A 26,054-nucleotide genomic window follows, 5' to 3' on the forward strand; every position below is an offset into this window, starting at 1 on the left:
AAAATTTATATCCTGGTATTTATAATTTCAGCATATTCTTTAAAAGCAAGGTCAATTTTTCTGGCCGAGCATCCATAACACTCAATAGTACAAGACTACAGTGTAGGCAACACTATGATTTTCTCTTGACTTGCCTTATGTGGGTTGACTTTCATTTTTCTGCTTGGCATCTTCTAGATAGAATAAGTTCTCAGTAGAAAGCCAAGAACCTTTCGTTCGAGAATGAAGAGAAAAAATTTATCTGACCTTAAAAATTTTATTAACGAAAAACCCAAAACTTGAGTTGGGGATTTCGCTTTTATTACTGAGTCAGCTTCTTGTCAACAGCTAACAATCACCTCAGGGCGAACGATGGGAGTCGAACCCACCAGTGGAGGTACCACAAACCTCTGCCTTAACCGCTTGGCTACGCTCGCCATTACTATCCATACTATAACACTAGCTGCTGAATCGATCAAGTGCTTTTGCCAAAGGAACGGACTCAGTTAATCTGGAGTCAAAATATCTATGGCAAATAGCAGTTGAAACAAATGAGAGCTATCACTATTATTACATGCCTGGGAGTGGTCGGAGTAGCAGTCTTGGGTATAGCAATGGCGAATACAAATCCCAGTCAGGGCAAATATGAAGAGTATGCAGTAGAAACCCTAAGCGAGTACTTGAAAAGCAATGTCTGTAAGAAAAGCCCAAATATATTAGAAAATTTAATACGAATGAACTGCGATAAACTGCTAGAAGCAGCAAACCCGCGTATGAGGGAAATTATCTCCATTAGTACTGAAAAACAAGATTTTCTCATTTTTAGTGTTTACCGCACAGATTTTAAACTTAATAATTGGGTACCTTCTTATAAATTTGAAACGGTGGGGGCTTTTGAAAATTTCTACACATACAACGCTCAAAAGCAGTAACTTAGCCAAAAATAATAATAACTTTGGATAGAGCTACTTAGATAGCAAGTCTTCCCCAGGATCAACGTTTCAGCAAGCTGCCGCCATTAACATTTTGTAAAGAGAGTAGGAATTTTTCCGATTTTCTTGAGTCTGATTCACGATACTCAGAAGAAATTGGCATAAATACCTAAAACAAAGGAGAACTATTGTGTTTTTTCATAAAAAAGAAACAATTCGACCTGTTAACATTGCCGATCCAAATCCACGTTTTGCTCAGCTGCTTCTAGAGCAGTTTGGTGGCGCGACAGGTGAATTAACAGCGGCTTTGCAATACTGGACGCAATCCTTACACTGCGAACATGCTGGAATTAAGGATATGTTGCAAGATATTGCTATCGAAGAGTTTAGCCACTTAGAAATGATTGGTAAGCTCATCGACTCTCATACTAAAAATGTTGACCAAACTGAAGCTTACAAAAGTACCTTGTTTGCTGTGCGGGGTGTAGGACCTCACTTGCTAGATAGTCAAGGTCAAGCTTGGTCAGCAGCTTATATTAATGAAGGTGGTGATGTAGTGCGTGATTTGCGGGCAGACATTGCTGCTGAAGCTGGTGCACGTCAAACTTACGAAGCATTGATTAAGCTAGCTCCTGATGATGGAACCAAAGAGGCACTTGTTCATCTTCTGACTCGGGAAATTTCTCATACTCAAATGTTCATGAAGGCGTTGGACTCTTTGGGTAAGTTAACAGACCCATTCTTTGGTAATATCCAACCTGATAGCACTGTAGACATTTATTACAACTTGTCTACCAATGGTAAGGATGAGCGCGGTCCTTGGAACGAGGAACCTACTTTCCGTTACATTGCTGACCCCGTTGCAGAACAAAAGTAAGCTGAGAAATCAGCAGCTATCTAACAATATTCTCAATTAATCCCTACAGCAGCCAGGAACTAACAGCCCCTGGCAATACTCATTTTCTATCTATTGCCATATAGTGATCCAATTGAACTTAAGTTATATTTAATCAATCGAAACATTTGACGTAACGTCTTTGCTAATGGCATCTGCATATCTGCTGGTATCCCACGGAAGTCACGATCCGCGTCCGGAAATTGCTATCCAACATCTGGTAGAACTGTTATGTCATAAGATACAAAGCGATTTACTGACTATGACAACTGGAGGTATAACTTCTAAGTTGAAAAGTGAAACCTTGGTCGGTACAGCGTACTTGGAACTAAATCCCGAACCCTTGTATAAGCAAATCATAAAATTTGGTAAGAATGCTTTAGATTCTGGATGTTATAGTCTCAAAATCCAACCACTATTTCTGTTGCCAGGAGTTCATGTGATGGAAGATATTCCAGCAGAAGTTGCACTGGCACAGCAGGCTCTGAGTCAAAATATTAAGATATTTTTACAACCATACTTAGGCTCTCACCCTGGTTTAGAGTGCTTACTAACGCAGCAGTTGATTGCTACAAAAGCAGAAGCAAAAATTCTTTTGGCTCATGGTAGTCGTCGCTGTGAAGGTAATGTTCCAGTGGAAGCAATGGCGGCGAAGATTGGAGCAGTAGCTGCATACTTGGGTGTGTCTCCTAGCTTGGAAGCACGGGTACAAGAGTTGGTGGCAACTGGCTATAAGAATTTAGTTATAATACCATACTTTCTATTTCCAGGTGGAATGACAGACGCTGTTGCTCAAAAGCAACAAGAGTTAAAATTACAGTTTCCTGAGGTGAACTTTCAACTGACTGAGCCTTTGGGAGCAAGTGCAGAATTAGTGGAATTGATTTGGGATTTGTTAAAATAATGAACCGCGAAGACACGTTCGGCGCAAGCCCTCTCCAAGAGAAGGACGCGTTCGGCGCAAGCCCTCTCCAAGAGAAGCAACAGGAAAAGAAGTGTTTGGGTAAGGTGTACCTAGTAGGCGCGGGGCCGGGAGATCCGGGGTTGATAACTCTCAAAGGTAAGAGTTTGTTAGAGTGTGCGGATGTGGTCATTTATGATGCCTTGATCAGTCCAGCAATTTTGGCGATGATTAATCCTCATGCTGAGAAGATTGATGCTGGCAAGCGGCGGGGGCGTCACTCAATTATACAAAAACAAACAACGCACTTGCTCATTGCTAAGGCACAGGATAATGCCATTGTTGTCAGACTTAAAGGAGGCGACCCGTTTATATTTGGTCGCGGTGGCGAGGAGATGGAAGAATTGGTAGAAGCTGGAATTCCTGTGGAAGTTGTGCCTGGTGTGACATCGGGAATTGCTGCTCCAGCTTATGCAAGTATACCTTTGACCCATCGCTTATATAGTTCATCTGTCACTTTTGTGACAGGACATGAGGCAGCAGGTAAGTATCGCCCCGCTGTAAATTGGCATGCGATCGCCCACGGTTCAGAAACAATCGTAATATACATGGGTATCCACAATTTGTCTCACATTGTCGAACAGTTAACCGAAGCCGGGTTGAATTCAGAAACGCCTATAGCTCTGGTACGGTGGGGTACGCGACCGGATCAGGAAGAATTGGTTGGTCAGCTGGGAACAATTGTAGAGCAAGTTGAGGCATCTGGGTTTGAAGCGCCAGCAATTGTTGTCATTGGTTCAGTAGTCAAGATGCACGCTAGATTTCGTAATTTATCATAAGTCAACCCCCTTGGGGTCATTCAAAGTATAGTTTACGAGCATACTTTGAGAAGTGAACCGAGGATCAACAGTCTCAAGTGATTTGTTGAAATGCAACTTGATAGAAATGACAACTTTTTTGGGTATTATGGGTAATCTCTGTTGGTAAACTATCAATTTGATTTGTTAGTATTAGGGATTGTGAGTGTCGCCATGCTTGCAAGGCTGAGTGTGCAATTTCTTCGACTTTTTCTGCTGCTTCTAATTTCTCGGTTATGGATTTACAAAGCTGAGTAAAAGCTTGTAGCTGGAGCATTTCGCCCAAACCACCCAACTCTATTGCCATCAGATTAGCTTCGTGTCGCAAAACAGACTGTTCACGATTTAAAATTAATGATTCTAGGCGTTGTAGACAGTCTTCTACTTCAGTTTGAAACAGTAAGCGAATAATGTCTTGTAACGCACTCTCTGGTGAGAGAACTGTTATGGTATCCTCAGAAATCAAACAGCCCAAACGATCTTGTAACTCTTCAAAAACTGGATAACAAAAAGTTGCTAACCATTGTTCATCGATAGTATAACCTTCTGAATGTAGTTTTACTATTTGGCGTAACCAATCTACTCCAGCTAAAAGTAGGCTTTGCAAATCAGCATCAAGTTCTAAAGGGTCTTTCTGAGTTGTCAAAACTTTAAAGTAATCTTCTAATCGGTGAGCTAAAGCACTTAAAGTCCGAAATCCCATCATGCCTGCGCTACCTTTGATGGAATGAGCAGCTCTTACTCCAGCATTTATTTTTGATAGAGCAATCTCACGATTAAATTTGACTTCTAATAATACAGTTTCTAGAGTATTGAGAGAGTCAGTTACTTCCTCTAAAAACTGTAACTGGGTTTCTAGTTCCTTGTCTCGTAACATAGTTTTTATTCGTTAATAGTCATTAGTGAGACCAGTGCTGTGCAAGGATTGTCTCCGCAGGCATCTGGCGTTATCGCAGCGAAACCGGAGGTCTTCCCTGAAGGGTTATTCGTCATTAGTCATCTCCAATTACCAAAGAAAAAATGACTAATTCTTGTCGCTATTTAGCAACTTTCCTGGGTGCTGTTAGCAATCTAATCAAATGAGATAATTTATAATAGCAAATCTTAGATTCTGTCAATCGTTGAAGAATATAAAATCGCTTTCACATCCTTAGAACTGTAAAAAGCAGATACTTTACTTGTGATGACCCTGATATATTTTGAAGCTAATATAAAAAGGAAAACTGCTCATTATGAGCATTCCTACAAAAGTGATTGTCAAGTTTTGTTTTTATTATAAGAACTGATTGATAAAGTAAACATTAAGATATTATAGCTTGGAGCCAGTCCGCTCTTTGGGAGTTATCATTAGCGGAGCGGAACGAAGTTCGCCACTGCGTTGGGGAGGCAGTGCGTTGGAGAGCCAGCGCTGCAGGAGCGGAGCAAGTGCGTTGCGGAGGACAGTGCCGGGGTGAGGCAGCACGATCGCGGTCTTGGGGGTTTCCACGCCAGGTGCTACAACGGGGGTTCTCTCGACCTAGGCGTCTGGCGTTCAGGTTTCCCGGCTTGTAGACGCCCGGAGGGCGGCTTCCCGATAGCCGTAAGGCGTGGCGTCAGCCATAGGGTAGCATCTGCTGTCGGCTGTGCCGACTTGTAGCATGTGGCGTCCCGTTATAGACGCCTTTGTTAGGAACTGATGTTTTCCCTAGTAAGACTAAATCCTCTGAATGTACAACCAACTAACTAACTAAGCTAGTTAACTCATCCCCCGGCTATGAAATTTTCACTCCGTTTAATTTCATAAAAAGCCGGGGGGAAATCGAACTCATTAGTCCTTAGTCGCGAGTCTTAGTAGTTTTAGTTCCTAAGAGGAACCGCTGCGCTACATGATTTTTCGTATTTAATCATACTAATGACTAATGACCAATAACTAATGACTAAGGCGACAAGGCGACAATTCCTCCCCGCTCTAGAACGAACGGGGCAACCGAAGTCGCCTTCTGGTGAGTTGAGCGCTAACCTGACATGACCAGCCCCTCCGGGGCGGGAACAGGGAATAGGGAACAGGCAACAGCAAAAAATTAGCCCCGGATATTGGATTCAAGCCCCTTAATTTATTAATGGAAGAATTCAAAAAAATTGTTGACAGATGCGTAGCACGATTCAACAAGACGTCCTTGTTTAAATCCCCTAATTTTAATTATGGGGATTCCCCTGTTGCCTGTTGCCCGTTCCCTGTTCCCTTTTTAAATAACTTATAAATTACTCAATGTGTTGAAAGATAACTTTCAGCAAATCTACTTGTGTAAAAGGCTTGATGAGATAGCCTGTAGCTCTAACCATCTTTGCTTTTGCTCTGTCTATCAATCCTGCTCTGCCCGTAACCATAATCACTGGGGTGTTCTGAAAGTATGAATGTTTTCGTAACAAGGTACACAATTCATAACCATCTAAGTTTGGCATTTCGATATCTAATAAAATGAGGTCGGGTCTAATACGGATAATTTGCATTAAAGCTTTTAAAGAGTCATCTATTCCAATTACAGAAAATATTTGATTATCTAGGAATTTTGTGATTGAATTGATAATAAGAGGACTATCATCAACGCAGATTATTGTATAAGTCTTTTTGTTAAATTGTTTTTGGAAGTTCTGTTGGTGTTGACCATCGTTATTATTAATATTTACTGTTTGAATGTTGGTTAAATTTGTAAACTTTTGTTCAATTTTTGCTTTTGACTGCCTGATTTTTGATGAAAAAGATTGGAATCGACGTTGTATCCTGTGTGATGTAGTATTTTCCTGTTCTTGTGTTCTATTCTGACAATTTTCGACTATTAAACGTAAATCAAGATGACAGAACTTTGGCATATCATCTAGAACACTTTCCGAAGCAAATTCATAACTCCCCTCTTTTATCTTCAGAAATTGTTCAATAATTTCTATCGCCAATTGCTCTATTAACATTCCAGCTTGAGCAGGAGTCATATACTTTTGATTCACGAGCCAGCAAATAGCTAAATAATCTGGATTTTGTATTGCTTGATTGTCAAGTCCAGTTTCAAATAGCGTCTGTAACTGTTTATCAATTCCACTATTGAGAGTAGGAATTTCCTCACTTAAACGGTGTAAATGCCTGTAAATGACATCAAACATTTTATCTGTATAACAGGCATAAATCAGTTTACCTTCATCTAAATAGATTGACCAAGAAGCGGATGGGCTAAACACTTGCCAACAACCACTCAGAGGTTTACTAGTCATTTTTCCTAGTAAAGATAATGGCTGTAATGCCTGAAAAAATCTGTATCTACCAATAGGAAGGGTCGTCATATTCATAAAGAAAGATTTTTTATTGAAAGAACAACAACGATATGAAGATAGGTACTCGTGGCTAGAGACTAGAAGAATGATGCTATTAGTGACTAGCAACTTAGATCTGTATTGACTCTATATTATTGCCACAAACTTGTACTTTGTCTTGTTGAGAAGTTGGTGAAGCATGACTTACACCTGTTTAGACAAAGCAATAACAGATGTGAGATTACAGTACTCAATTCCTGAAAACAAAGATCCCTCACCAAAAGCAGAGCAATGCTTGGAGAAGTCTAGTTCCTGGTTCGGTAGCTGTGCGGATTTAAGGTTTTACTTAGTTTTACTGCTCCTTAATGGAAAATCGGGAGAAATTACAGATAGCTTGTACACAGAATTTAAGCTACTTATCTACATTCATTGTACTGAGGAGTACACTTAGTACATTCATCATTAATAGGGTTCGGAAATCAAATTTATGCCAAAACAGGGAAATGAATTATCTCTTAAGCCAATTCCGAACCCGTTTTATGGTGACGTGTACTTAGCAGGAGAGTTTACAGCATCATTGGGTATCACAAGAAATTTAGAAAGTGGATAACTATTTATCAAATACATCTTTATAGAGTATTTTTCCATACCAAAACTATTGGATTTTACTAAAATTTCCGCAAACAAGGAGAGGTATATTCCCGCCTCTACCTATTATTCCCATATGGCTGTCCGCCAAGTTTTACCTAGCTTAAGTAGATGCCTATTTGAATTATAAGAATAGCAAACTCATATGAGTTGTGACTGTGGTCATAAGTCATACACCTACGTTGCGTCATGAGGCGCAAAGGCAACTGTTTCATTAAAAGGTATTTTCATCATACGTACTGGTAACAGTATGTGACATTGTTTCGTAACGAATCGTCACCCTGGAGAGTTTTGAGTGCCACCTTCAATAATTTCCAGTGAAACTCAAAAAATTGAGTAAATAACCTCAAATAAATAGAAAACTTTAGTTAATGGGTAGATGGTAAGTAATATGCTCACTATTATTTAGATTACTATAATTTTAACAAAAAAGTTAAAACACGTATTAAAACTACTATGAGCCAGTCAAGAAAACGTTAATAATCACTTTGTTTACAGTGTGCTTTTTTAGAGAATATTACATTATTGTTTTTTCAGTGCTAGTACTTAACTCATTTAAGTACAAATATAGAATTCATGAAATATTTATGTATAGAAGTGTATAAAATCAAATAAAAATAAGTAATAAAGAAATAATAGTTTTTTAAACTACATACCAACAAACTAAAATTGGGAGACTATAAATACTAATACTATACTTATATCTACATATGAGGCTACTTACACTCAGATGCAAGCGCCTTTACATTGAGCAAAGAGTACATAACTTGAGTGAAAAAGCAAGCAAGAATGACAATGTATTTATAAACAGTCAGTACGAATTAAACCACAATAAAAAAATATACTGCCACAACATCTAGTTTTTCCAAGAGTTTTGGCAAATTTTATGTAACTTTGATAAAGGTTATATAATTTAGGAACATCTAAGATGAAAAAATCGTCTCTAGTGAGAATAGAAAAAAACTAAGAACACTATTGAGTGTTCTGTTTGTTAGTGATTTGTTGAATTAAAAGGTCTAAGTAAGGCTAGGTAAAAATTATATTGTTTGACTATTTGTTGCGAATTTTGACTTTCGAGAAAATCGAATATTCTTAGCTTGACTTTAGCCATGTAGGGCGGTGTAGCTCAAGGTATTGGTCAACCATTCCTTAGATAGTTTGCAAATACTCGCGAAGACTTTAACTATTGTAAATATGAAGCATCTTCTTATTCTTGGCGGAACAGGTGACGCGACAGAATTGGCAGCTAAAGCCTGCGCTATTCCAGAGGTAGAAGTTATCACATCTTTAGCTGGTCGCACCAGTCAACCACAAGCGCCAGCCGGAATACTACGTATTGGGGGTTTTGGTGGTGAAGCGGGGCTGGTAGAATACTTAGTTGAAGCGAAAATAGATGTAGTGATCGATGCGACTCACCCCTTCGCTAAACAGATATCTTTTCATGCAGCTGCTGCCGCTGCTACTTGTAAAATACCCCATCTGATGCTCATCCGTCCTGCTTGGGAGCGTCTTCCTAATGATCAGTGGGTTGAAGTTGATAGCGTGGAAGCAGCTGCTGCTGTATTACCTGAATTTGCCAAACGGGTATTCCTGACTATCGGTAGGCAGCAACTTGCACCCTTTGCCAGTTTGGAGGATATTTGGTTTTTGATGCGACTGATTGAGCCTCCTGCAACTGAAGCATTGGTGCCATCAGGGGTGATATTGTGCGATCGCGGTCCGTTTGCCCTAGACAATGAGCAAAAACTCTTAATTGACCATCAAATCGATACAGTCGTCAGTAAGAATAGCGGCGGTGATGCTACCTATGCGAAAATTATTGCAGCGCGATCGCTTGGGGTGAGGGTAGTGATGGTGAAACGTCCAGCAACTCCACCAGGAGAAGAAGTCAGCGATGTGGAGAGTGCTGTGGCGTGGTTAGTGAATCAGCTACTATAAATTTGAGAGATTGTTTCCTATGGTGGAAATTATTCCTGCTTTAGGTCTTGATCTTATAATGCCAGTTTTGAAGAGTTGGCATAGGGTAGGGCTATGGTGGGTAGAGTAGATCAAAGGTTAGAGTAAGGTAGGGTAAGCTGATAGCTAAATGGAAGAGCTGGGTCTGCGAAAGAGAATAGACGATGGCGAGAGTAAGAAACGACTTATTAACACGTGTAGTGATGTTGCTCTGTTTTGGTACAGCACTGCTATCTCTGGCTGTCCGCTGGCACATGACGAGTTCTACGACTGCTGATACAAAGTTAAAAACAGGTGGAAACGTTATTTTATCTGAGAAAGCCTCTGCAGCAGAAAAACCGTGGCAACTGATACAGGGAAGACAAAATGCAATTGCGTCCAATATCTCAAATTTGCTATCGGCTAAAAGTTCGGATCAAGAAAAATCATCTCTTGGGTTGGGATCTGGAAAGACTTTATTGGTAGTTGCTTTGAGCGATCGCCGCGTTTACGTTTATCGTGGGGATATTGTTGTTGCAAGCTACCCACTTGGTGTGGGGAAGAAAGGCTGGGAAACCCCCACTGGTACCTTCCAGATTATACACAAGCAACTAAATCCTATGTGGCGTCACCCAATTACTGGCAGAGTCTTTCCGTCAGGTGAAGATAGTCCTTTAGGAGACAGGTGGATTGGTTTTTGGTCAGATGGACGCAATCAAATTGGCTTTCACGGCACACCAGATGAGGAAGTTGTGGGCAGTGCAATATCCCACGGGTGCTTGCGGATGCGTAATCCCGATGTGCGCCTACTTTACAAGCAGGTGAGTTTAGGCACACCAGTGGAAGTCCGTCAATAATAATGAGTTATGAGTTATTCGTCATTTGTCATTTATTTTTAATGAATGACAAATAACGAATGACCACTCTCATTTTTGCTCAAAATGAGGTGCGTATGCTTGGAGTAAGGTACTAACTTGGCGCAGAACTTCGTTGCCAGTATTTTTTGTTCCAACTGGCGTCCTGTCATCATTCGGTCGGTCTAAGTTTCTAACGATCGCCTCGGCGACGCGCTGGGCAATCAATTTCTGGAGTTCTTTTTTAGCACGTTGGCGCTGGTAGTTGGCACCTTCTTCTGTGGTGGCATACAAAGGTGGTAGGCGGTTGAGGGCGTAGGCGGCAATATCCCCAACATCGAGAGAACTTTCGCTAGTTGCCTCAATTTCTGCTACACGGGATATAGCTTCTGTGAGTACCAACTCTTCCATAACGTTGATAAATTGTTTGCGTGGTACCGCCACCACTTCCCCAGTCAATAGCGCGCCCATCAGCTGATCCAACGCCATGTACTCTTGTCTTGAGAGTTCACTATCGCTATCACAGATTCGCCCGACTTCTGCTTCCATTGCTGGTGTAAGATAACCATCCAGGAGAGCTTGTTCCACAATTTTTTCAATACTCATAACGCTCATCATTTTTTAGCCATCCAAGCAACGGGGGGCACGGTACCAATCAATCCTATTTATTTTGCCCACATATGAGCAAATAATACGCAAATAGTTACTATTTTACTGCTTGATCTCTCCAAGGTACAGGGTCAATAGATTTTCCATTCACATAAAGTCCCCAATGTAAATGCGGACCTGTGGCAGCACCTGTTGAACCCACTGCGCCAATTACTTGACCAGGTTTGACAATATCACCTTCTTTAACATTAATACGACTCAGATGCATAAAAATACTTGCCACTCCCTGCCCGTGGTCAATCCCAACAACATTACCATGAACTCGGAACCCTTGAGATACCTTACCTACTAAGACAACGCGTCCAGCGGCTGGAGCGACAACAGGCGAACCAGCAGCGCCAGCATAATCAATGCCGCGATGATAATAATCATTTGCAAATTTACCATTATAGTAGCGACGTACACCATAAATTGTTGTGATCGGTCCTTTATTGGGTGCCAAAAAAGCACCATCCCAAAGCTTTTCTGGTGTTCGTACTCCCCTGAATTCTTTTGCACGATTGAGTTCATACTCGGTCGCTTCTACCCCGGCTTTTCCTGGGGGTAGATTAATGCGCTGTACGGGGAATTTGCGATCGCGCACTTGTATGGATAAATTCTGCACTTGACCTTCAAAAGAAACCCGAACATTTCTGGTTCCAGCTTTTTCCAAAGGCGTCGTGGGGATAAAAGCCCGATACTGTTGTGGTGCTATTTCATATGCTGGATAAGTCTCATCACCATTAGTGACTGTCACGTTGCCACCGTTTGCTGGATTATCTAAATTTACGACAACTGATATAGTATCACCAAGTTTAGGAGTCGCTGGACTGACTTGTACTTGTAACGCTTTTGCGGGGGAAGCTAAAGCAATGGGCAAAGCAGCGAATATTCCTAGGACAACACTGATTGCACCGAAGTTAGCAATTCTTGCTGGAACGCCTAAACTTAGGACTTTGTTATTAAAGTTACTGGTGTGATATTCAACAGTCATAAAGATGGTACAAAAATTTTCAATCCTTCTGTTGAACAACAGACTACCGTATTGTTTCAGGTGTTTCCCAATCTTGACCAAAACGTAAATACACTTTCCTCCCCACTTCTTTTAAAAGTGGAGAGGAAAGCCGATGTTGTTTAAACAACTCATTATTATGCAGGATTCGCTTGTACTCTCCTTTGAAGGAGGCTGATAATTGAAGCTTTTTCTAGAAGTCCGACGAGTACGCCATTGTCACAAATTACGGCAAGTGCAGATAACTTCTGTTGTTCTAAAACCTGCATCACTTCCAACAAGGGTTTGTCAGATTGGACAGTGACGACCTGTTGGACTGGTCGCATAACTTCTGTGACTGGAGTTTCTGACCAAAGTGCTGTGGAGACAGTTCGCAAATCTTGAACGGATATTGCTCCTACCAATTGTCCACTTTCATCAGTGACCAAGAAGCGATGCCAGTTTTGACCATTCAAAATACGCTCGTCAGCAAACTCTCTGAGGGTTAGACTCGCAGACACAGTTGGACTATCTAGTGTGACTGCATCGGCTGCTGTTAAACCAGTCAATTGTTCTTGTACTTTAGCAAACTGAGCTGTATTCCCAGCATTTTGCAGTAAGAAGAAACCAATTAACAAATTCCAGATGTTAGCAAAGCTACCAAACAATAGTACTGGAAGTAAACCAGAGGCTACAGCTACCCAACCAAAGATTTGCCCAACTCGACTGGCAAAAACGATGCCTTTATATGGATTACCTGTTACTTTCCAAACAAGAGCTTTCAGTATATTTCCACCATCTAGAGGCAAGCCTGGAATAAGGTTAAATAGAGCTAATGCCAAGTTAATAGAAGCCAGTAGTCCAATGATTGCTGCCAATGGTCCTGTTGGAGTCGCCACAAAACCGATAGCTGTCAGTATCCCGAATAGCACTAGGCTAACTAAAGGACCTGCAACTGCAACCCAAAAAGCTTCCGCTGGAGTTTTCGATTCTCTTTCTAAGCTTGCCAACCCACCAAATATGAATAGTGTAATTGATTTTACATCTATTCCTTGACGAATAGCGACAAAGCTATGTCCTAATTCATGGGCGACAACCGAAGAAAATAACAATACTGCTGTCAGCAATCCCAGTGGTAAAGCTAATCCACCACCTAATTGAGGAAATTGTGCTGCTAGTCCACCGCTGTAGCTTAAAGTCACTAGGAACAGGATTAAAAACCAAGACGGATGGATATAGAAGGGAATCCCGAAGAGATTGCCAACGCGAATAGTCCCATTCATACCTTTCACCTTTGATTTCAACTTGCAGAGGTTTTATTTTACCTCTGTTGATGTGATGTTTATATCGTAACGAAATGTTAAGCATTTTTAATCTTTATAACTGTCGTGATCTCCGTCTGTTAAGATGCGGTGATCCTACTTAATCGTTGGTGAAAGATAAGTAAATATTAAATTTTGTTGGAAACCATCTGGTGATTTCACCTTGGTGTCATACAGTGAGCTTGCGAAGAGGGTATGTGTTATAGTTCCGTTTTACGCTTGGGTCTAATACAAATGATGGGTTTTTAATTCTTTCCCCCTGCTCCCCGCTCCCTGCTCACGCCAGGTGCTACAACGGGGGGGACCCCAACGCCAGACGCCTCAAGTCGGGAAACCCGCCCACGGCGCTGGCTCCGCAACGCACTGGCTCCCCTGCTTGCCTATTTGTATCAACCTTAAAGTGAAACGGTATTAGCCCTCCTCGCTTGCTCTAGGACTGCTCGCTTCTAATTTTTAATTGGTGGTGCCAAAGGTTGGCGTGGTGTACCACCTCCACCAATGCTGTTCGGTTCGTTATTGTCCACTACCTTCACCGCAGCGATAATTTTGGCGAAGTCCGCTTGGAAATCTGTATCTTCATCAATCTGATGTCCGGTGACTGCTTGGTACTGTTGCTCGGCACTTCGCTCAACGCAAAGGTAATTGTAGTCCCAACCCGCATCATCAACGACGTAAGCGCCGTAGTCTTGCATGGCTTGGAAGATTTTCTTACCTGCTTTAGAGGTCAGTCCTAGGTTATCGGCTGTGATATCAGGTGGAATTGCTAGCAACGAACCCAGGACCAGCGCGGGATTAGACCCCTGATATTGGTTTGCTGCATTACTATCAGCCAGACGAGCCGGCCAGCGGTAACCAGGAGTTGACGATGAAGGATTATAATGCAGCCACTTACCCCAGATATCAATCTTGAGTGCGTGACGGATAGGCTTGTTGTTCAACAACTCACTTTTGCGAATGCTACCACCAATGCTCGACATCCCTGAGCCACCATGCCCACCATAAATGCCATCGCCGTAAATGTCTTGCTCTCCAAACCAAACGCCGTAAAGTGGAGCACCCTCCTGACAACGGGTGGTCACGTTAAAAGACACTAATGTCCTGCCATCCGGCTTTAGGAACGCTGAGGAGTTATTTGGAGTAAAGTATTCCTTTGCATCCTCAATGATCAGATTGTAAGGAACTTTCAACGGCTCACCCGCTTCGGGATGCCACTGTGCTTGCTGTTGCACCTGAGTGCCAGTGCAGCGACCTGGACCCCACGAATCAGGCATATAAGTTGGCACAACTGGATCACTTTCTTGGGTGATGATGAACCAATCTGTATCAACTCCAACGTCCGTTGAGCTGATGTCAGCATCAACATATTGCGCGTTCGCTCCAATTGGCATATTCCAGATGCTGTCGCAGGCAAACGGCTGTGTGTACTTATCGCGTAGTTGACCACGACCGCATTTGCTCCTATCTGAGGTGGTGGTTTGGGCTGTGAGAATAGGGGTAATCGTTTTTGTCAGATGTGGAAACTTTCTTGAGCTATTTGCTAACTCCAACTTGGTCTTTTGACTTAGACTCAAGCTTGATTGATTTTGATTGCTAAGACTGATCACAGAAGTGGTATTAAGAATATGGTTAATACCACTCAGGGTTACAGGATCGAAAATGATCATTTGCCTATTTTGTTTTGTTAAATATTGGTGAATCTCATATATGGTCATTTTTTCTGCTCTAAACAAATACAGGAAAAACCCTGAAACTTTGTTGAAGTTTCCTTGGAAGAGATTTCACGCCCAGAGTGAAGCGAAGTTGACGCAAATGAGATTTCCTCGAACTTTTATTAAAGCTATGTCATCAACGCAAACTTGTTAACAATATGTGAAAATATTTGAATAGCTCAATCTCTATAAAAAGAAAAATTGTTCTAAAATTTCAGCCTTCAGGTAAAAGTTCTCACTGAAATTTCGCGGCTTTTGTCGTCAGAAAACACAATACTAGGCATCGCTATTGGATACCCCGACGAATCCAAATCACTACCAGAACAATACCAACAGCGCGAGTTTTCTCCACGCCAGCGCAAGTCCATTGAGACGTTTGTCTTCACTGGAAGCTGGGGACAAACTTCCCCTGTGGTCAAATATTAGTTATTAAAAAAGAGGGATTTTCCCTCTTCATCCAGTATTTTTTTTTAAGCTTTATTTATAAGCTTTACTAAATAGCCGCTGTATCCAACCACAACGGCAAATTCATTACTCTTGAATAGCTGCTGGTATTTCCTCTTCAACTGGTTCAACTGCTTCAACTGGTTCAACTGCTTCAACTGGTTCAACTGCTTCAACTGGTTCAACTGCTTGAACTGCTTCAACTGGTTCAACTGGTTCAACTGCTTGAACTGCTTCAACTTCAACTGGTTCAACTGCTGGTGGTATTTCTTCAGCGCTAGTTTCAGCGGCTTCATCTGATGGAGCAATCACAGTAGTTGCACCTTGCTGTTTGGCTAGCAACTGTTCGCGATACCTAGCAGCCATTTCTTCTGCCTTGTCATAAACCAAATCGCGATTTTTGATCATGTCACCTGGTTCAGGTTCCAGTTGTTTGGTAGACAAGGAAATACGACCACGTTCTGCATCCAAGTCAATGATCATGACTTTGACTTCATCATTGACATTAAAGACACTATGAGGTGTATCTATATGCTCGTGGGAAATTTCGCTAATGTGGAGTAGACCGCTCACACCGCCAATATCAATAAAGGCACCGTAGGGCTTGATACCGCGTACAGTACCAATCACGACCTCACCAACTTCTAGGCGGTTCATCTTACGCTCAACCAGCGCACGACGGTGAGATAAAACAAGGCGGTTACGCTCTTCGTCTACCTCTAAGAACTTCAATGGTAGTTCTTCGCCAACCAACTCTTCTTTTGGTTTGCGCGTGCTAATATGAGATCCGGGAATAAATCCACGTAAGCCTTCTATCCGCACCAAAGCTCCACCACGATTGGTGGCAAAAACACCAGAACGAACAGTTGCATCTTCTGCTTGCAACTGTCGTACGCGTTCCCAAGCCCGCATGTATTCAATACGGCGAATGGATAGCGTCAGTTGACCATCTTCGTTTTCATCGGTCAGGATGAAAAATTCTCTTGTTTCGTTGGATTGTAGTACTTCTTCCGGGCTATCTACCCGGTTGATAGACATTTCTTGTATAGGTATATATGCAGCTGTTTTTGCACCTATGTCAATCAGAGCGCCGCGCGGCTCTATGCTGAATACTGTTCCTGGTACTATATCACCTGGGCTAAAATGATAATCGTACTTGTCCAAAAGAGCAGCGAAATCATCGTGAGTAAATCCAATTTCAGGAGCCATTAATTTCTGATTGACCATGCTGATTGTTTCCCGGTTATTTTTCTCCGTAAAGGTTTTGCCTCCTAGCGATGTAATGCAAGAGCCGAATAGGCATTCCACACCTACATCATTTTTCATCCTAGCGCAGAAAAGTGGATCTGAACACATTACCTTCCAGATCGTACATCATATCATAAATGCTCTACTCTTTTGTTTTTGTTAATAATTAATTATCAATAATAATAGTTGCATGCACTCTTTGTTGTCCACAAAGGGCGCAATCCTAAGATGCGCCCTCAGACTTACACCATCTTACACCTTATAGGTGGATGGATAGTGGTGATTTATTTGTCTTCTTTCTTTTGAATGCGAGGAGGTTCGCGGAAGGCGATCGCAAAGAAGAGAGTTCCGAGCGCCAAGGTTAAAACTAGGATGTACGCAACGCTTTCCATAGCTGTAGTTCCTGCCTATTTTCCCACCATATATTAGTGTACCAAGTTACAACAAAGAATGGTCTAGGGAATTGGGGCTTAGGGATTGGGGATGAGGAAAAATTTTTCCCGTTCCCAGTCACCAGTCCATAGTCCCTCTGATTAGACCATTCTTAACTTTTCATTACAAAGTTTAGAGAGGTTCCGCACGGCGGGTTGTTTTGTCACCCACTTTCTGGAACAGACCCCATTCAACTTGCTCTTCAAGATCCGCATCAACACCAGCAAATACATCTCGGTAGATAGTTCGAGAGCCATGCCAGATGTGACCAAAGAAGAACAACAACGCAAAGACTGCGTGTCCAAAAGTAAACCAACCTCTAGGACTGGTGCGGAACACACCATCAGAGTTTAGGGTTTCTCTGTCAAATTCAAAGATTTCCCCGCCTTGAGCCTTACGGGCATATTTCTTCACATCAGCTGGGTCTGTGAAGGTTTGACCGTTTAAGTCACCACCGTAGAAACTAGCGGTAACACCTGTTTGTTCAAAGCTATATTTGGATTCTGCTCGACGGAAAGGAATATCAGCACGGATAATACCATCACTGTCGGTCAAAATCACTGGGAAGGTTTCAAAGAAGTTGGGGAGACGACGCACGGTCAACTCACGACCTTCAGCATCTTTGAATACCGCGTGACCTTGCCAAGATTGGGCAATACCATCACCCTTATCCATTGCACCTGTACGGAATAGACCGCCTTTTGCAGGGCTATTGCCGACGTAATCGTAGAACGCGAGTTTTTCCGGAATTTGCGACCAAGCATCAGAAAGGCTTGCACCTTCAGCAAGACTACCTTGCACGCGGCGATCAATCTCGTGCTGGAAGTAATATTGATCCCACTGATAGCGGGTAGGTCCAAACAGTTCGATTGGTGTGGCTGCGTTTCCGTACCACATGGTGCCAGCAACAACAAACGCTGCAAAGAATACAGCAGCGATACTGCTGGACAGCACTGTTTCGATATTACCCATCCGCAGAGCTTTATAGAGTCTTTCGGGGGGTCTGACTGATAGGTGAAATAAACCAGCAATAATACCTACTATTCCGGCGGCAATGTGGTGAGCAGCTATACCACCAGGGTTAAACGGGTTAAAACCATCTGGTCCCCACTCTGGTGCGACTCCTTGGACATGCCCTGTTAAGCCGTAGGCATCAGAGACCCATATTCCAGGTCCAAATAATCCTGTGACGTGGAAAGCACCAAAACCAAAGCACAGTAAACCAGACAAGAACAGGTGAATGCCAAACATCTTTGGCAGATCAAGAGCGGGTTCACCAGTGCGGGAGTCTTGGAACAACTCCAAATCCCAGAAAACCCAGTGCCAAACGGCAGCTAAGAACAGTAAACCGGAAAGAACGATGTGGGCAGCGGCGACGCCTTCAAACGACCAAAAACCAGGGTCACTTGATGGACCGCCGGTAACGTTCCAACCGCCCCAAGATTGGGTGACGCCCAAGCGTGCCAAAAAGGGCAGCACGAACATACCTTGACGCCACATCGGGTTGAGTACTGCGTCGCTAGGGTCATAAATGGCTAGTTCGTACAAAGCCATTGAACCAGCCCAGCCTGCCACCAAGGCTGTATGCATCAAATGTACAGAAATCAGTCGCCCTGGGTCATTCAGAACAACTGTATGTACTCGGTACCAGGGTAGTCCCATCGACTACGCTCCTCCTCGATGATTTATGTTTACAAAGTAATGCAATTTTTCAGTTTTTGTTATTGCCACAGCTGGAATTATCCCACAGCTTTGTCTTATAAATGAGACAGTGTGGTTGATTTGGCAATGCTTACACATTTGGGGAGTTTTCATCCCAAAGAGTCGCGATGCCAAGTGAAAAATGAGAATGTTTAAAAAAGTGTAACGTTTGATGGAGCTGTTTGCAAGCGTGTCAACATAAGCATATACGTAGCTTGAGGGTGTCTCAAACTACGTACGTTTTGAAGATAAAAAGAGCTGGGGATAAGAAAATTCACGCATTAGCTCATTTTCATCCCCTTGATCCGGTGTAACCTTCGTGATCGCTGAAACTAAACCATAGATTTAATATCTTGCAGATGACATCTAGCCGAGGCTGTTCCCAAGCGTTCAATAACCTGTTCAGCACTCATCAACCGCTTGAGGACAACTTGACCTATGGCTTGACCAGATTTACTGACTTGTAGTTGTGTTGTCGGCTTCACTTCCACAGTTAAAACGACATCTTCAACCTGATAAAGCCATAACACTTCGTTTTGTTCTACTAAACAGATATTCATGCGCTGAATGTCTGGTTGGCGTCGCCATGCAGCCATCTGCCAAAGTCCATCAGATGCCCACACTCTGCCAACTGTCCAACCGTCAGATAGGAAGAAGTATTTCACACTTTTTAGTCTCGCTATTAGACTCGAAATCTACTTATTCTCGATTGGCATTTTGGGTGCCAGTCGGTTTTCCCGAAGCTAAGTATTTTTTTCCTGCATTGGGATGCACGTAGACAAAACCCTATGTTAAGCTTTTAAGCTACGAGAAAAGCTTAACAAATGTTTGCCCTGGTATAGTTTAAATTTAAAACAAATTTAGGCACTGTTTATATGTTTAATCAAATAATTTTTTTTCTGTTATTCAGGAACATGAAATTCTATATATTGGTCTAATTTTTTTTATTTTGATGGTAGGACTTAAATAAACTTATTAAAGTTGACTGGCAAGAACTCAAAACTCACAAGATGAAAAGGTCTTATCCTAAACTTTTAATTCTTTTTAGGAAGTTTGAGAAAAAATATAGTATAATGCGTGACCACTAAGCTTCAAAATATTTAATCTTATGATCAGGTTTTCCTTGTCCGTGAGACAGTGGAGTCAAATTACTAAATTCTTTTGTTTACTTTGTTTGTGTCTACTTTTGGTGGCTAGTTGTTCGCGAAGCCAACAGGCGACGACAACATCTGGTGCAGTTAATGCCTCAACAGGAGATGGTCGCATTACTATAGGTACGACGCTTAATCCTCGTACTTTAGATCCAGCAGATGCTTATGAATTGGCAGCTAATGGATTAGTTTCCAACATGAGCGATCGCCTTTACGCTTATGAACCAGGAAGCACAGAAGTTAAACCTCAGTTAGCCACCGCTTTACCCAAAGTGAGTCAAGATGGTTTAACCTACACAATTCCTCTGCGTCAAGGAGTCGTGTTTCATGATGGAACTCCTTTTGACGCCAAAGCAATGGCGTTTAGTCTGGAACGCTTTATCAAAAACGGGGGTAAACCTTCTTTCTTATTAGCAGATGTGGTGGCTTCAGTCAAAGCGACGAGTGAGTATGAGTTAACAATACAACTGAAAAAACCGTTTGCGGCGTTTCCGTCTTTGCTGGCGTTCTCAGGTGTTTGTCCAGTTTCTCCCAAAGCTTATGAAATTGGTGCAGAGAAATTTAAGCCAAATATTTTTATTGGTACGGGTCCATATAAATTAGTACGGTATGGCACAGATTCCTTACAATTTGATGTCTTTGATAAATATTGGGGAGAAAAACCAGCGAATAAAGGCATTAATTTGCAAATTCTAAGTAGTCCAGCGAATTTATATAATTCCTTTCGCACGGGTGCAGTTGATGTTGCTTACCTATCTTTACAACCAGACCAAGTTCGCAGCTTGGAAGAAAGTGCTAAAAAAGGAGATTGGCAAGCGATATCAGCTCAAGGTAGCGTAGTCACTTATCTGGTGTTAAACCTGAATCAAAAACCGTTGGATAAACCAGAGGTTAGACAAGCGATCGCCACGATGATCGACCGTCCACTGATAAATCAGCGCGTCTTGTTAGGTCAAGCAACTCCTTTGTACAGCATGATACCAAAAACGTTTGATGTTTCCCAGCCATTATTTAAAGAAAAATATGGTGAAGCCAATGTAGACAAAGCAAAACAATTGTTAACTTCTGCTGGCTTCTCCAAAGAAAATCCAGTCAAGCTACAAGTTTGGTATCCTTCGAGTTCTGCTCCTCGCAGTTTAGCAGCACAGCTACTCAAAGCATATGCCGATAAATATATGGATGGAATGTTGCAATTTGAAATCAACACTGTAGATGGTGCTACCTTTTATAAAGCTATAGCTAAGAGTTTTTACCCAACTGCTTTGTTAGATTGGTATCCAGACTTTTTAGATGCAGATAATTACATTCAACCATTTTTAGGTTGCGATAAAGGCTCAGATGCGAAGGGATGTGAACAGGGAGGAAGTCAGACTCAGGGTTCATTTTACTACAGCGAAACCATGAACAAACTGATTACAGAACAACGCCGAGAGCAAAACCCCCAAGCACGTAAGAACATTTTTGCAACGATTCAAGCACAGATAACCACTGATGTGCCTTATGTTCCCTTATGGCAAAGCAAAGACTATGTGTTTGCTCGCAAGGGAGTCAGCGGCGTGCAACTTGATCCAACTCAAAATCTGATTTACAAAACAATTAAAAAATAGTCATTAGTCATTAGCTATTAACTCTTGATTGTTGAGTGTTGACTATTGACTCCTAATTCCTAACTCTTGATTAATAATGTCTAGATCCAAAGCCTTACAATATTACATTGTCGCCCGTGTACTTTTAGCTCCATTGATGCTTTTGACTGTAACTACAGTCGTGTTTCTCCTGTTACGTGCAACTCCAGGAGATCCAGTCGATGCAATTCTTGGTGGACGTGCGCCAGAAAGTGCGAAGGAAGAATTGCGAGCTAAACTGGGTTTAAACCTTCCTATATGGTTACAGTATTTGAATTACATAGGAAAATTGCTGAGTCTGGATTTAGGAACTTCTATAGCGAGTCGTGGACAATCTGTTTGGGAAGTGATTGGGCAATATTTTCCTGCAACTGTGGAATTGGCGGTTTGTAGTATGGCGATCGCACTCATAGTTGGAATTGGAATTGGTGTGATTTCTGCATCTCGTCCTGGAAGTTATCTAGATATTGGAGGGCGATTATTTGGGATTATCACATATTCTTTACCCATGTTTTGGGCTGGGATGATTTTGCAATTGATTTTCGCAGTCCAGTTAAATTGGTTTCCTTTAGGAACGCGCTTTCCGACAACTACGCCAGCCCCTCATGGTATAACTGGTTTATATACGCTTGATAGTTTATTGAGTGGAAACTTGAATCAATTTTTTACTGCTTTACATTATCTTGCACTTCCTAGTCTCACTTTAGGTCTTTTGCTGAGTGGAATTTTTGAGCGAATTGTGCGAGTGAACTTAAAGCAAACTATGAAAGCAGATTATGTGGAAGCAGCAAGAGCAAGGGGTATTCCTGAAAGAAAGATTTTGTTTTCTCACGCTTTAAAAAATGCGCTGATTCCTGTAATTACTGTTATGGGTTTGACGTTTGCTTCACTATTAGGTGGGGCGATTTTAACTGAGGTTACCTTCTCTTGGCCTGGATTGGCGAATAAATTATATGATGCCATTAACGCGCGAGATTATCCTTTGATACAAGGAGTGTTGGTATTTTTTGCGGCAATTGTGGTTGTTGCTAGTATTGTGATTGATATTATCAATGCTTATATAGATCCAAGGATTAAGTATTAGGGATTGGTTCTGGGTGCGATTTGGAGAAGATCAGAACGCCTGCGGCAATCTCCTTAAAAAGCGGGTAAATGGGTAAGATAGCCCCCCTTTTTAAGGGGGGTTGGGGGGATCTCCTTTGAGATAACCTCTTTAACTGAACCTATTGATACCAATTCTCCATGATAGCTTGCGTGGCGTAGCCATAGATAAGTAGGTCGGCGTAAATAATTCTTGTTGGAATAAAGCAGGGAGCAGGGAGCAGGGAGTAGGGAGAGAAAGAGTTTGAGCTTTATTTACTTTTCTTTACACAGTTTGATTTTTTTGCACCGACTTACTTAGACATAAACGAACCGCCAAGACGCCAAGAACGCCAAGAATGAAAGAGTAAGTATTAAGTGCAAGTTTACAGAGAATTAGTATGACTTTTTATAAAATATTTTACAGCTTACAAATAGCTTTGAGAACTTGTAGTAATTGAATTGCACTTTCAGGTTCTATTAAATATAGCTTCGGCATTAAATGATAAGTTGGATGATTTCCCTGTAGGATGTAAACAAATTGGTAATCTTGTCCATTGGAAACGAGTCCCCAAACTGATTTTTCATGCTTCAAACTGTCATGGGCATAAGTAAGCAGTTGAGGTAAACCTTCAGAAACGGAAATACTACTGTTTTTAGATTCGATCACTAAAATCCAAAAATATGCTTGAGCTGTTGTGTTTTGAGCTTTGGTGACAGCTAAAATATCCATTCGCCCTGTAATTTTAGTATCTTCATCTGTAATATCAATATCTGCTATTTATTCTTCCAAGCTAATCTTGATAGGGTAGCGATAAAATCCAGCTAATCGTAATAATGGGAAGATTGTTAAAGCTTTAACGAGTCCTTCTGAAACTCTTCCTTCTATTAAGTAATTATCAAAATCATTGCGAATTTGAATGAGTTCTTGTTGTTCAGACTCTGTTAAAGGTTCGAGAGATAAGATAGGAGTGAATGAATTGTTGTACTGTCTTTGGAAGTCGAAAAGACGGTGAATGTCTGCTAGTGATAAGTTTTTGGCTTGGAGAAGTGTCATAATTGTATAGTTTTAAAAGTTATTTATTAATTTTATTGTGCTGTGCGATACGCCTCTGGCGTCTGCCCTTTGGGCAATCGCCCCGAAAGAAAGCCGCCTAAGAGGCGATCGCACTTTTGATGCTGGTAAATTCCCTCGATAAGCTTGATCCAGTCATTATAGTGTTATATTCTTCAGTAACTGAACTCTTATAATTACCTAAATGAGCGGTGCTATTTCTATAAAAATTCTATTTTTAGCAGCCGATCCGAGTGATGCTTCTCGGTTACGTTTAGGGCAAGAGTTACGAGATATTAAAGAAAGATTGCGAATAGCCAAAGCGCCAGAAAAATATCAGTTGGAACAGCGAGAGTCAGTTCGTGTTGCGGATATTACTCAAGCTATATTTGATATTGAGCCAAATATCATACATTTTTCTGGACATGGTACGAGTCAAGGAGAGCTTTGCTTTGAGAATGGACTGGGCAAAGTCCAATCTGTGAAGGCTGACGCTTTGGCAGCAATGTTTGAGTTTTTTGCACAGCACGTAAATTGTGTGGTGCTAAATGCTTGCTACTCTGAAATTCAGGCAAAGGCGATCGCCCAACATATACCCTTTGTTATTGGGATGAATGACGCAATTGGTGATCAAGCGGCGATTTCTTTTGCTGTTGGTTTTTACAAAGCATTAGCAGCAAATCGTTCGATTGAAGATGCTTATAAGTTTGGCTGTTTAGAAATTCGATTACAAGGTATTCCAGAACATATCAAACCAGTTATTTTTGTAAAAAAAAAGATTTAGTTCTTGTTCCAAAAGCGGTAACTCCCAATCCTTTCATTCCCCAGCATGGCAGAGTAGAAGATACACAACGGTTCTTTGGACGAGAAAGGGAAATGCAGCGGGTGTTTGAGGTGCTTAACAGCGGAAGTAGTGTTGCTTTGATAGGAGAAGAAGGAATTGGCAAGTCATCTTTACTATGGGCGATTTGCCAACAGGCGGAAAATCGCCTGCAACCGTCGCGTCAGTCAGTTTTTCTAGATTTGAATTATATAGATAATGAAGATGACTTTTACAGGGCGTTGTGTGATGAGGTGGGTATCGTGGAATGTACAGGATATCTATTAACCCGAAATTTGAAAGCGCATAAAAATAAAGTGCTGCTGGCTTTAGACAATGTAGGAAAGATGACTTGGCAGGGGTTTACCCGTGGAGTCAGGGATAAGTTGCGCGGTTTAGCTGAGGGGAGTAATGCGCCGCTGAAGTTGATTTTAGCTGCGACTGAACCACTCAACAATTTGTTTAATGATAGTCATGATGATGGTAGAACATCACCGCTGGCGGGTATTTGCCAGGAGGAACATATTCAGCCTTGGGATGAAACTACCATGCGTGATTTTTTTGCTAGTCGTCTGGCTGGGACTTCTGTGAGGTTTACTGAGGAGGAGATTGTGCAACTGGTGGAAGAAAGTAGCGGACATCCTCGGAAACTCATGCAGCGATGCTATAAAACTTATGCGCGGTATACCGGAGGTGGGGAATGAATTTAGTTCTTGCACAATTATCGTATATCGTCCACGACCGCCTAGGATTAAAATCCCAGGCTCATAGAGAAAGTCCACTCAAGTGGACTCTCACAATCGTTATGCTTTGTAGTCCTCTTCAGAGGACTTTGGCTATTAGCCCGGAAATTTATTTCCGGGCGGGTAGTGTTCGTAGCTTAATGAATTCAGTTCTTGCACTATTATCGTATATTGTCCACGACCGCCTAGGATTAAAATCCCAGGCTCATAGAGAAAGTCCACTCAAGTGGACTCTCATAATCGTTATGCTTTGTAGTCCTCTGAAGAGGACTTTGCCTATGAACCAGGAAATTTATTTCCTGGCGGATTGTGCGGCTGAGTGAGAATGGCGGAGAACCTGTAATGAACCAACACCCACCCGTACCCCGCCTAGACTTAGCCCCCAAACTCAAGCGCCCCCTCTCGCTGTGGAACCCACTGGATTATCTGCGCCTATTGTACTGGGTGTTTTACTTCCCCCAAGCTTTGCGGTGGTATGTGGACACCTTCGGGGGTGAGTATATTCCTGAAGGGGAAATGAATTGGCGAAAGGGATGGAAGTTGCTGCGTCAAAATCGCATTCAACGGAATTTACTTTGCCAAGGGTTGGTGTTGACAGTTGTTACACCTCTAGCTTTGAGTAGACTTCTTAAACAAATAGGCGTTCCTGTTGATTGGTTAGGCGTGGCGTTAAGCGTGGCGTTAGGCGTGGCGTTTGGCGTGGCGTTTGGCGTGATGGGCAGTGTGGCATTTGGCGTGGCGTTAGGCATGGCGTTAGGCGTGGCGTTAGGCGTGGCGTTAGGCGTGGCGTTAGGCGTGGCGGG

21 protein-coding genes, 1 tRNA gene and 3 pseudogenes are annotated in these 26,054 nt (G+C 42.0%); 13 read left to right on the top strand and 12 right to left on the bottom strand.

Annotated elements, in window-relative coordinates:
- Positions 1-343: 343 nt before the first annotated feature.
- Positions 344-416, bottom strand: a tRNA-His gene (locus AC5JM2_RS35890).
- 114 nt (positions 417-530) lie between these two features.
- On the opposite strand from AC5JM2_RS35890, the gene AC5JM2_RS35895 reads away from it, so the two are divergent.
- The 4 genes from AC5JM2_RS35895 to cobA all read left to right on the top strand — a co-directional run bounded on the left by AC5JM2_RS35895 (position 531) and on the right by cobA (position 3,546).
- Entirely contained in the window at positions 531-911 is a 381-nt protein-coding gene (locus AC5JM2_RS35895) for a DUF4359 domain-containing protein (protein ID WP_495840999.1), read from the top strand.
- 190 nt (positions 912-1,101) lie between these two features.
- Positions 1,102-1,788 (top strand): manganese catalase family protein, encoded by a 687-nt coding sequence (locus AC5JM2_RS35900; RefSeq protein WP_495841000.1) that lies wholly within the window; start codon positions 1,102-1,104, stop codon positions 1,786-1,788.
- 166 nt (positions 1,789-1,954) lie between these two features.
- On the top strand, positions 1,955-2,710 hold the full coding sequence (locus tag AC5JM2_RS35905; protein ID WP_495841002.1) for a sirohydrochlorin chelatase: 756 nt from the start codon (positions 1,955-1,957) through the stop codon (positions 2,708-2,710).
- Positions 2,710-3,546 (top strand): uroporphyrinogen-III C-methyltransferase, encoded by an 837-nt coding sequence (gene cobA / locus AC5JM2_RS35910; protein ID WP_495841004.1) that lies wholly within the window; start codon positions 2,710-2,712, stop codon positions 3,544-3,546. Before AC5JM2_RS35905 ends, cobA begins: the two co-directional genes overlap by 1 nt.
- 133 nt (positions 3,547-3,679) lie before the next feature.
- Here the strand turns inward: cobA and AC5JM2_RS35915 are convergent.
- Positions 3,680-4,441, bottom strand: a pseudogene (locus AC5JM2_RS35915) (Hpt domain-containing protein); the annotation flags it as partial.
- 1,364 nt (positions 4,442-5,805) lie between these two features.
- Positions 5,806-6,876, bottom strand: a complete 1,071-nt coding sequence (locus AC5JM2_RS35920; RefSeq protein ID WP_495841035.1) for a response regulator — start codon at positions 6,874-6,876, stop codon at positions 5,806-5,808.
- Between the two features lie 169 nt (positions 6,877-7,045).
- Between AC5JM2_RS35920 and AC5JM2_RS35925 the strand changes: the two genes are divergently transcribed.
- From AC5JM2_RS35925 to AC5JM2_RS35940, 4 genes are all read left to right on the top strand, one after another.
- Positions 7,046-7,297 carry a hypothetical protein gene (locus tag AC5JM2_RS35925; RefSeq protein WP_495841006.1) on the top strand — a complete coding sequence of 84 codons (252 nt, stop codon included), beginning with the start codon at positions 7,046-7,048 and terminating at the stop codon, positions 7,295-7,297.
- Positions 7,298-7,333: 36 nt separating this feature from the next.
- Positions 7,334-7,456 carry a hypothetical protein gene (locus AC5JM2_RS35930; RefSeq protein ID WP_256379274.1) on the top strand — a complete coding sequence of 41 codons (123 nt, stop codon included), beginning with the start codon at positions 7,334-7,336 and terminating at the stop codon, positions 7,454-7,456.
- Positions 7,457-8,688: 1,232 nt separating this feature from the next.
- Positions 8,689-9,432, top strand: a complete 744-nt coding sequence (locus tag AC5JM2_RS35935) for a cobalt-precorrin-6A reductase (protein ID WP_495841008.1) — start codon at positions 8,689-8,691, stop codon at positions 9,430-9,432.
- Between the two features lie 182 nt (positions 9,433-9,614).
- The gene (locus AC5JM2_RS35940; protein WP_495841010.1) at positions 9,615-10,286 is read left to right on the top strand and encodes a L,D-transpeptidase; all 672 of its coding nucleotides are present in this window, start codon (positions 9,615-9,617) and stop codon (positions 10,284-10,286) included.
- Positions 10,287-10,355: 69 nt separating this feature from the next.
- Here AC5JM2_RS35940 and AC5JM2_RS35945 read toward each other — a convergent pair whose 3' ends face one another.
- The 8 genes from AC5JM2_RS35945 to AC5JM2_RS35980 all read right to left on the bottom strand — a co-directional run bounded on the left by AC5JM2_RS35945 (position 10,356) and on the right by AC5JM2_RS35980 (position 19,443).
- Entirely contained in the window at positions 10,356-10,889 is a 534-nt protein-coding gene (locus AC5JM2_RS35945; protein WP_495841012.1) for a late competence development ComFB family protein, read from the bottom strand.
- 100 nt (positions 10,890-10,989) lie between these two features.
- Positions 10,990-11,925: a M23 family metallopeptidase gene (locus AC5JM2_RS35950; protein WP_495841014.1), complete on the bottom strand. Its 936-nt coding sequence runs from the start codon at positions 11,923-11,925 to the stop codon at positions 10,990-10,992.
- A 155-nt stretch (positions 11,926-12,080) separates the two neighbouring features.
- A complete protein-coding gene (locus AC5JM2_RS35955) occupies positions 12,081-13,205 on the bottom strand; it encodes a site-2 protease family protein (RefSeq protein WP_495841016.1) in 1,125 nt (374 codons plus the stop codon).
- A 485-nt stretch (positions 13,206-13,690) separates the two neighbouring features.
- On the bottom strand, positions 13,691-14,908 hold the full coding sequence (locus AC5JM2_RS35960; RefSeq protein WP_495841018.1) for a hypothetical protein: 1,218 nt from the start codon (positions 14,906-14,908) through the stop codon (positions 13,691-13,693).
- A 576-nt stretch (positions 14,909-15,484) separates the two neighbouring features.
- Positions 15,485-16,624 (bottom strand): 30S ribosomal protein S1, encoded by a 1,140-nt coding sequence (locus tag AC5JM2_RS35965; protein WP_495841037.1) that lies wholly within the window; start codon positions 16,622-16,624, stop codon positions 15,485-15,487.
- A 305-nt stretch (positions 16,625-16,929) separates the two neighbouring features.
- The gene (locus AC5JM2_RS35970; RefSeq protein ID WP_495841020.1) at positions 16,930-17,037 is read right to left on the bottom strand and encodes a photosystem II reaction center protein T; all 108 of its coding nucleotides are present in this window, start codon (positions 17,035-17,037) and stop codon (positions 16,930-16,932) included.
- A 172-nt stretch (positions 17,038-17,209) separates the two neighbouring features.
- Positions 17,210-18,739 (bottom strand): photosystem II chlorophyll-binding protein CP47, encoded by a 1,530-nt coding sequence (psbB, locus tag AC5JM2_RS35975; RefSeq protein ID WP_495841022.1) that lies wholly within the window; start codon positions 18,737-18,739, stop codon positions 17,210-17,212.
- A gap of 371 nt (positions 18,740-19,110) precedes the next feature.
- Positions 19,111-19,443 (bottom strand): hypothetical protein, encoded by a 333-nt coding sequence (locus tag AC5JM2_RS35980; protein ID WP_495841024.1) that lies wholly within the window; start codon positions 19,441-19,443, stop codon positions 19,111-19,113.
- A gap of 443 nt (positions 19,444-19,886) precedes the next feature.
- Here AC5JM2_RS35980 and AC5JM2_RS35985 point away from each other — a divergent pair, with 443 nt between their 5' ends.
- Both AC5JM2_RS35985 and AC5JM2_RS35990 read left to right on the top strand, forming a co-directional pair.
- Positions 19,887-21,536 carry an ABC transporter substrate-binding protein gene (locus AC5JM2_RS35985; RefSeq protein ID WP_495841025.1) on the top strand — a complete coding sequence of 550 codons (1,650 nt, stop codon included), beginning with the start codon at positions 19,887-19,889 and terminating at the stop codon, positions 21,534-21,536.
- Between the two features lie 76 nt (positions 21,537-21,612).
- Entirely contained in the window at positions 21,613-22,638 is a 1,026-nt protein-coding gene (locus AC5JM2_RS35990) for an ABC transporter permease (RefSeq protein WP_495841027.1), read from the top strand.
- A gap of 417 nt (positions 22,639-23,055) precedes the next feature.
- Here AC5JM2_RS35990 and AC5JM2_RS35995 read toward each other — a convergent pair.
- Positions 23,056-23,691 (bottom strand): annotated as a pseudogene (locus AC5JM2_RS35995) (restriction endonuclease subunit R).
- Positions 23,692-23,893: 202 nt separating this feature from the next.
- Between AC5JM2_RS35995 and AC5JM2_RS36000 the strand changes: the two are divergent.
- From AC5JM2_RS36000 to AC5JM2_RS36010, 3 genes and pseudogenes are all read left to right on the top strand, one after another.
- Positions 23,894-24,472 carry a CHAT domain-containing protein gene (locus AC5JM2_RS36000; protein ID WP_495841029.1) on the top strand — a complete coding sequence of 193 codons (579 nt, stop codon included), beginning with the start codon at positions 23,894-23,896 and terminating at the stop codon, positions 24,470-24,472.
- Between the two features lie 92 nt (positions 24,473-24,564).
- A complete protein-coding gene (locus tag AC5JM2_RS36005; RefSeq protein ID WP_495841031.1) occupies positions 24,565-25,212 on the top strand; it encodes an AAA family ATPase in 648 nt (215 codons plus the stop codon).
- Between the two features lie 381 nt (positions 25,213-25,593).
- Positions 25,594-26,054 (top strand): annotated as a pseudogene (locus AC5JM2_RS36010) (ATP-binding protein); the annotation flags it as partial.

The organism is Brasilonema angustatum, assembly GCF_059505445.1.

Coding starts and splice junctions, on each gene's coding strand:
- AC5JM2_RS35895 (WP_495840999.1), top strand. CDS start 531: ATGAGAGCTATCACTATTATTACATGCCTGGGAGTGGTCGGAGTAGCA.
- AC5JM2_RS35905 (WP_495841002.1), top strand. CDS start 1,955: ATGGCATCTGCATATCTGCTGGTATCCCACGGAAGTCACGATCCGCGT.
- cobA (WP_495841004.1), top strand. CDS start 2,710: ATGAACCGCGAAGACACGTTCGGCGCAAGCCCTCTCCAAGAGAAGGAC.
- AC5JM2_RS35920 (WP_495841035.1), bottom strand. CDS start 6,876: ATGACGACCCTTCCTATTGGTAGATACAGATTTTTTCAGGCATTACAG.
- AC5JM2_RS35925 (WP_495841006.1), top strand. CDS start 7,046: ATGACTTACACCTGTTTAGACAAAGCAATAACAGATGTGAGATTACAG.
- AC5JM2_RS35930 (WP_256379274.1), top strand. CDS start 7,334: ATGCCAAAACAGGGAAATGAATTATCTCTTAAGCCAATTCCGAACCCG.
- AC5JM2_RS35935 (WP_495841008.1), top strand. CDS start 8,689: ATGAAGCATCTTCTTATTCTTGGCGGAACAGGTGACGCGACAGAATTG.
- AC5JM2_RS35940 (WP_495841010.1), top strand. CDS start 9,615: ATGGCGAGAGTAAGAAACGACTTATTAACACGTGTAGTGATGTTGCTC.
- AC5JM2_RS35945 (WP_495841012.1), bottom strand. CDS start 10,889: ATGAGTATTGAAAAAATTGTGGAACAAGCTCTCCTGGATGGTTATCTT.
- AC5JM2_RS35950 (WP_495841014.1), bottom strand. CDS start 11,925: ATGACTGTTGAATATCACACCAGTAACTTTAATAACAAAGTCCTAAGT.
- AC5JM2_RS35955 (WP_495841016.1), bottom strand. CDS start 13,205: ATGAATGGGACTATTCGCGTTGGCAATCTCTTCGGGATTCCCTTCTAT.
- AC5JM2_RS35960 (WP_495841018.1), bottom strand. CDS start 14,908: ATGATCATTTTCGATCCTGTAACCCTGAGTGGTATTAACCATATTCTT.
- AC5JM2_RS35965 (WP_495841037.1), bottom strand. CDS start 16,624: ATGGTCAATCAGAAATTAATGGCTCCTGAAATTGGATTTACTCACGAT.
- AC5JM2_RS35970 (WP_495841020.1), bottom strand. CDS start 17,037: ATGGAAAGCGTTGCGTACATCCTAGTTTTAACCTTGGCGCTCGGAACT.
- psbB (WP_495841022.1), bottom strand. CDS start 18,739: ATGGGACTACCCTGGTACCGAGTACATACAGTTGTTCTGAATGACCCA.
- AC5JM2_RS35985 (WP_495841025.1), top strand. CDS start 19,887: ATGATCAGGTTTTCCTTGTCCGTGAGACAGTGGAGTCAAATTACTAAA.
- AC5JM2_RS35990 (WP_495841027.1), top strand. CDS start 21,613: ATGTCTAGATCCAAAGCCTTACAATATTACATTGTCGCCCGTGTACTT.
- AC5JM2_RS36000 (WP_495841029.1), top strand. CDS start 23,894: ATGAGCGGTGCTATTTCTATAAAAATTCTATTTTTAGCAGCCGATCCG.
- AC5JM2_RS36005 (WP_495841031.1), top strand. CDS start 24,565: ATGCAGCGGGTGTTTGAGGTGCTTAACAGCGGAAGTAGTGTTGCTTTG.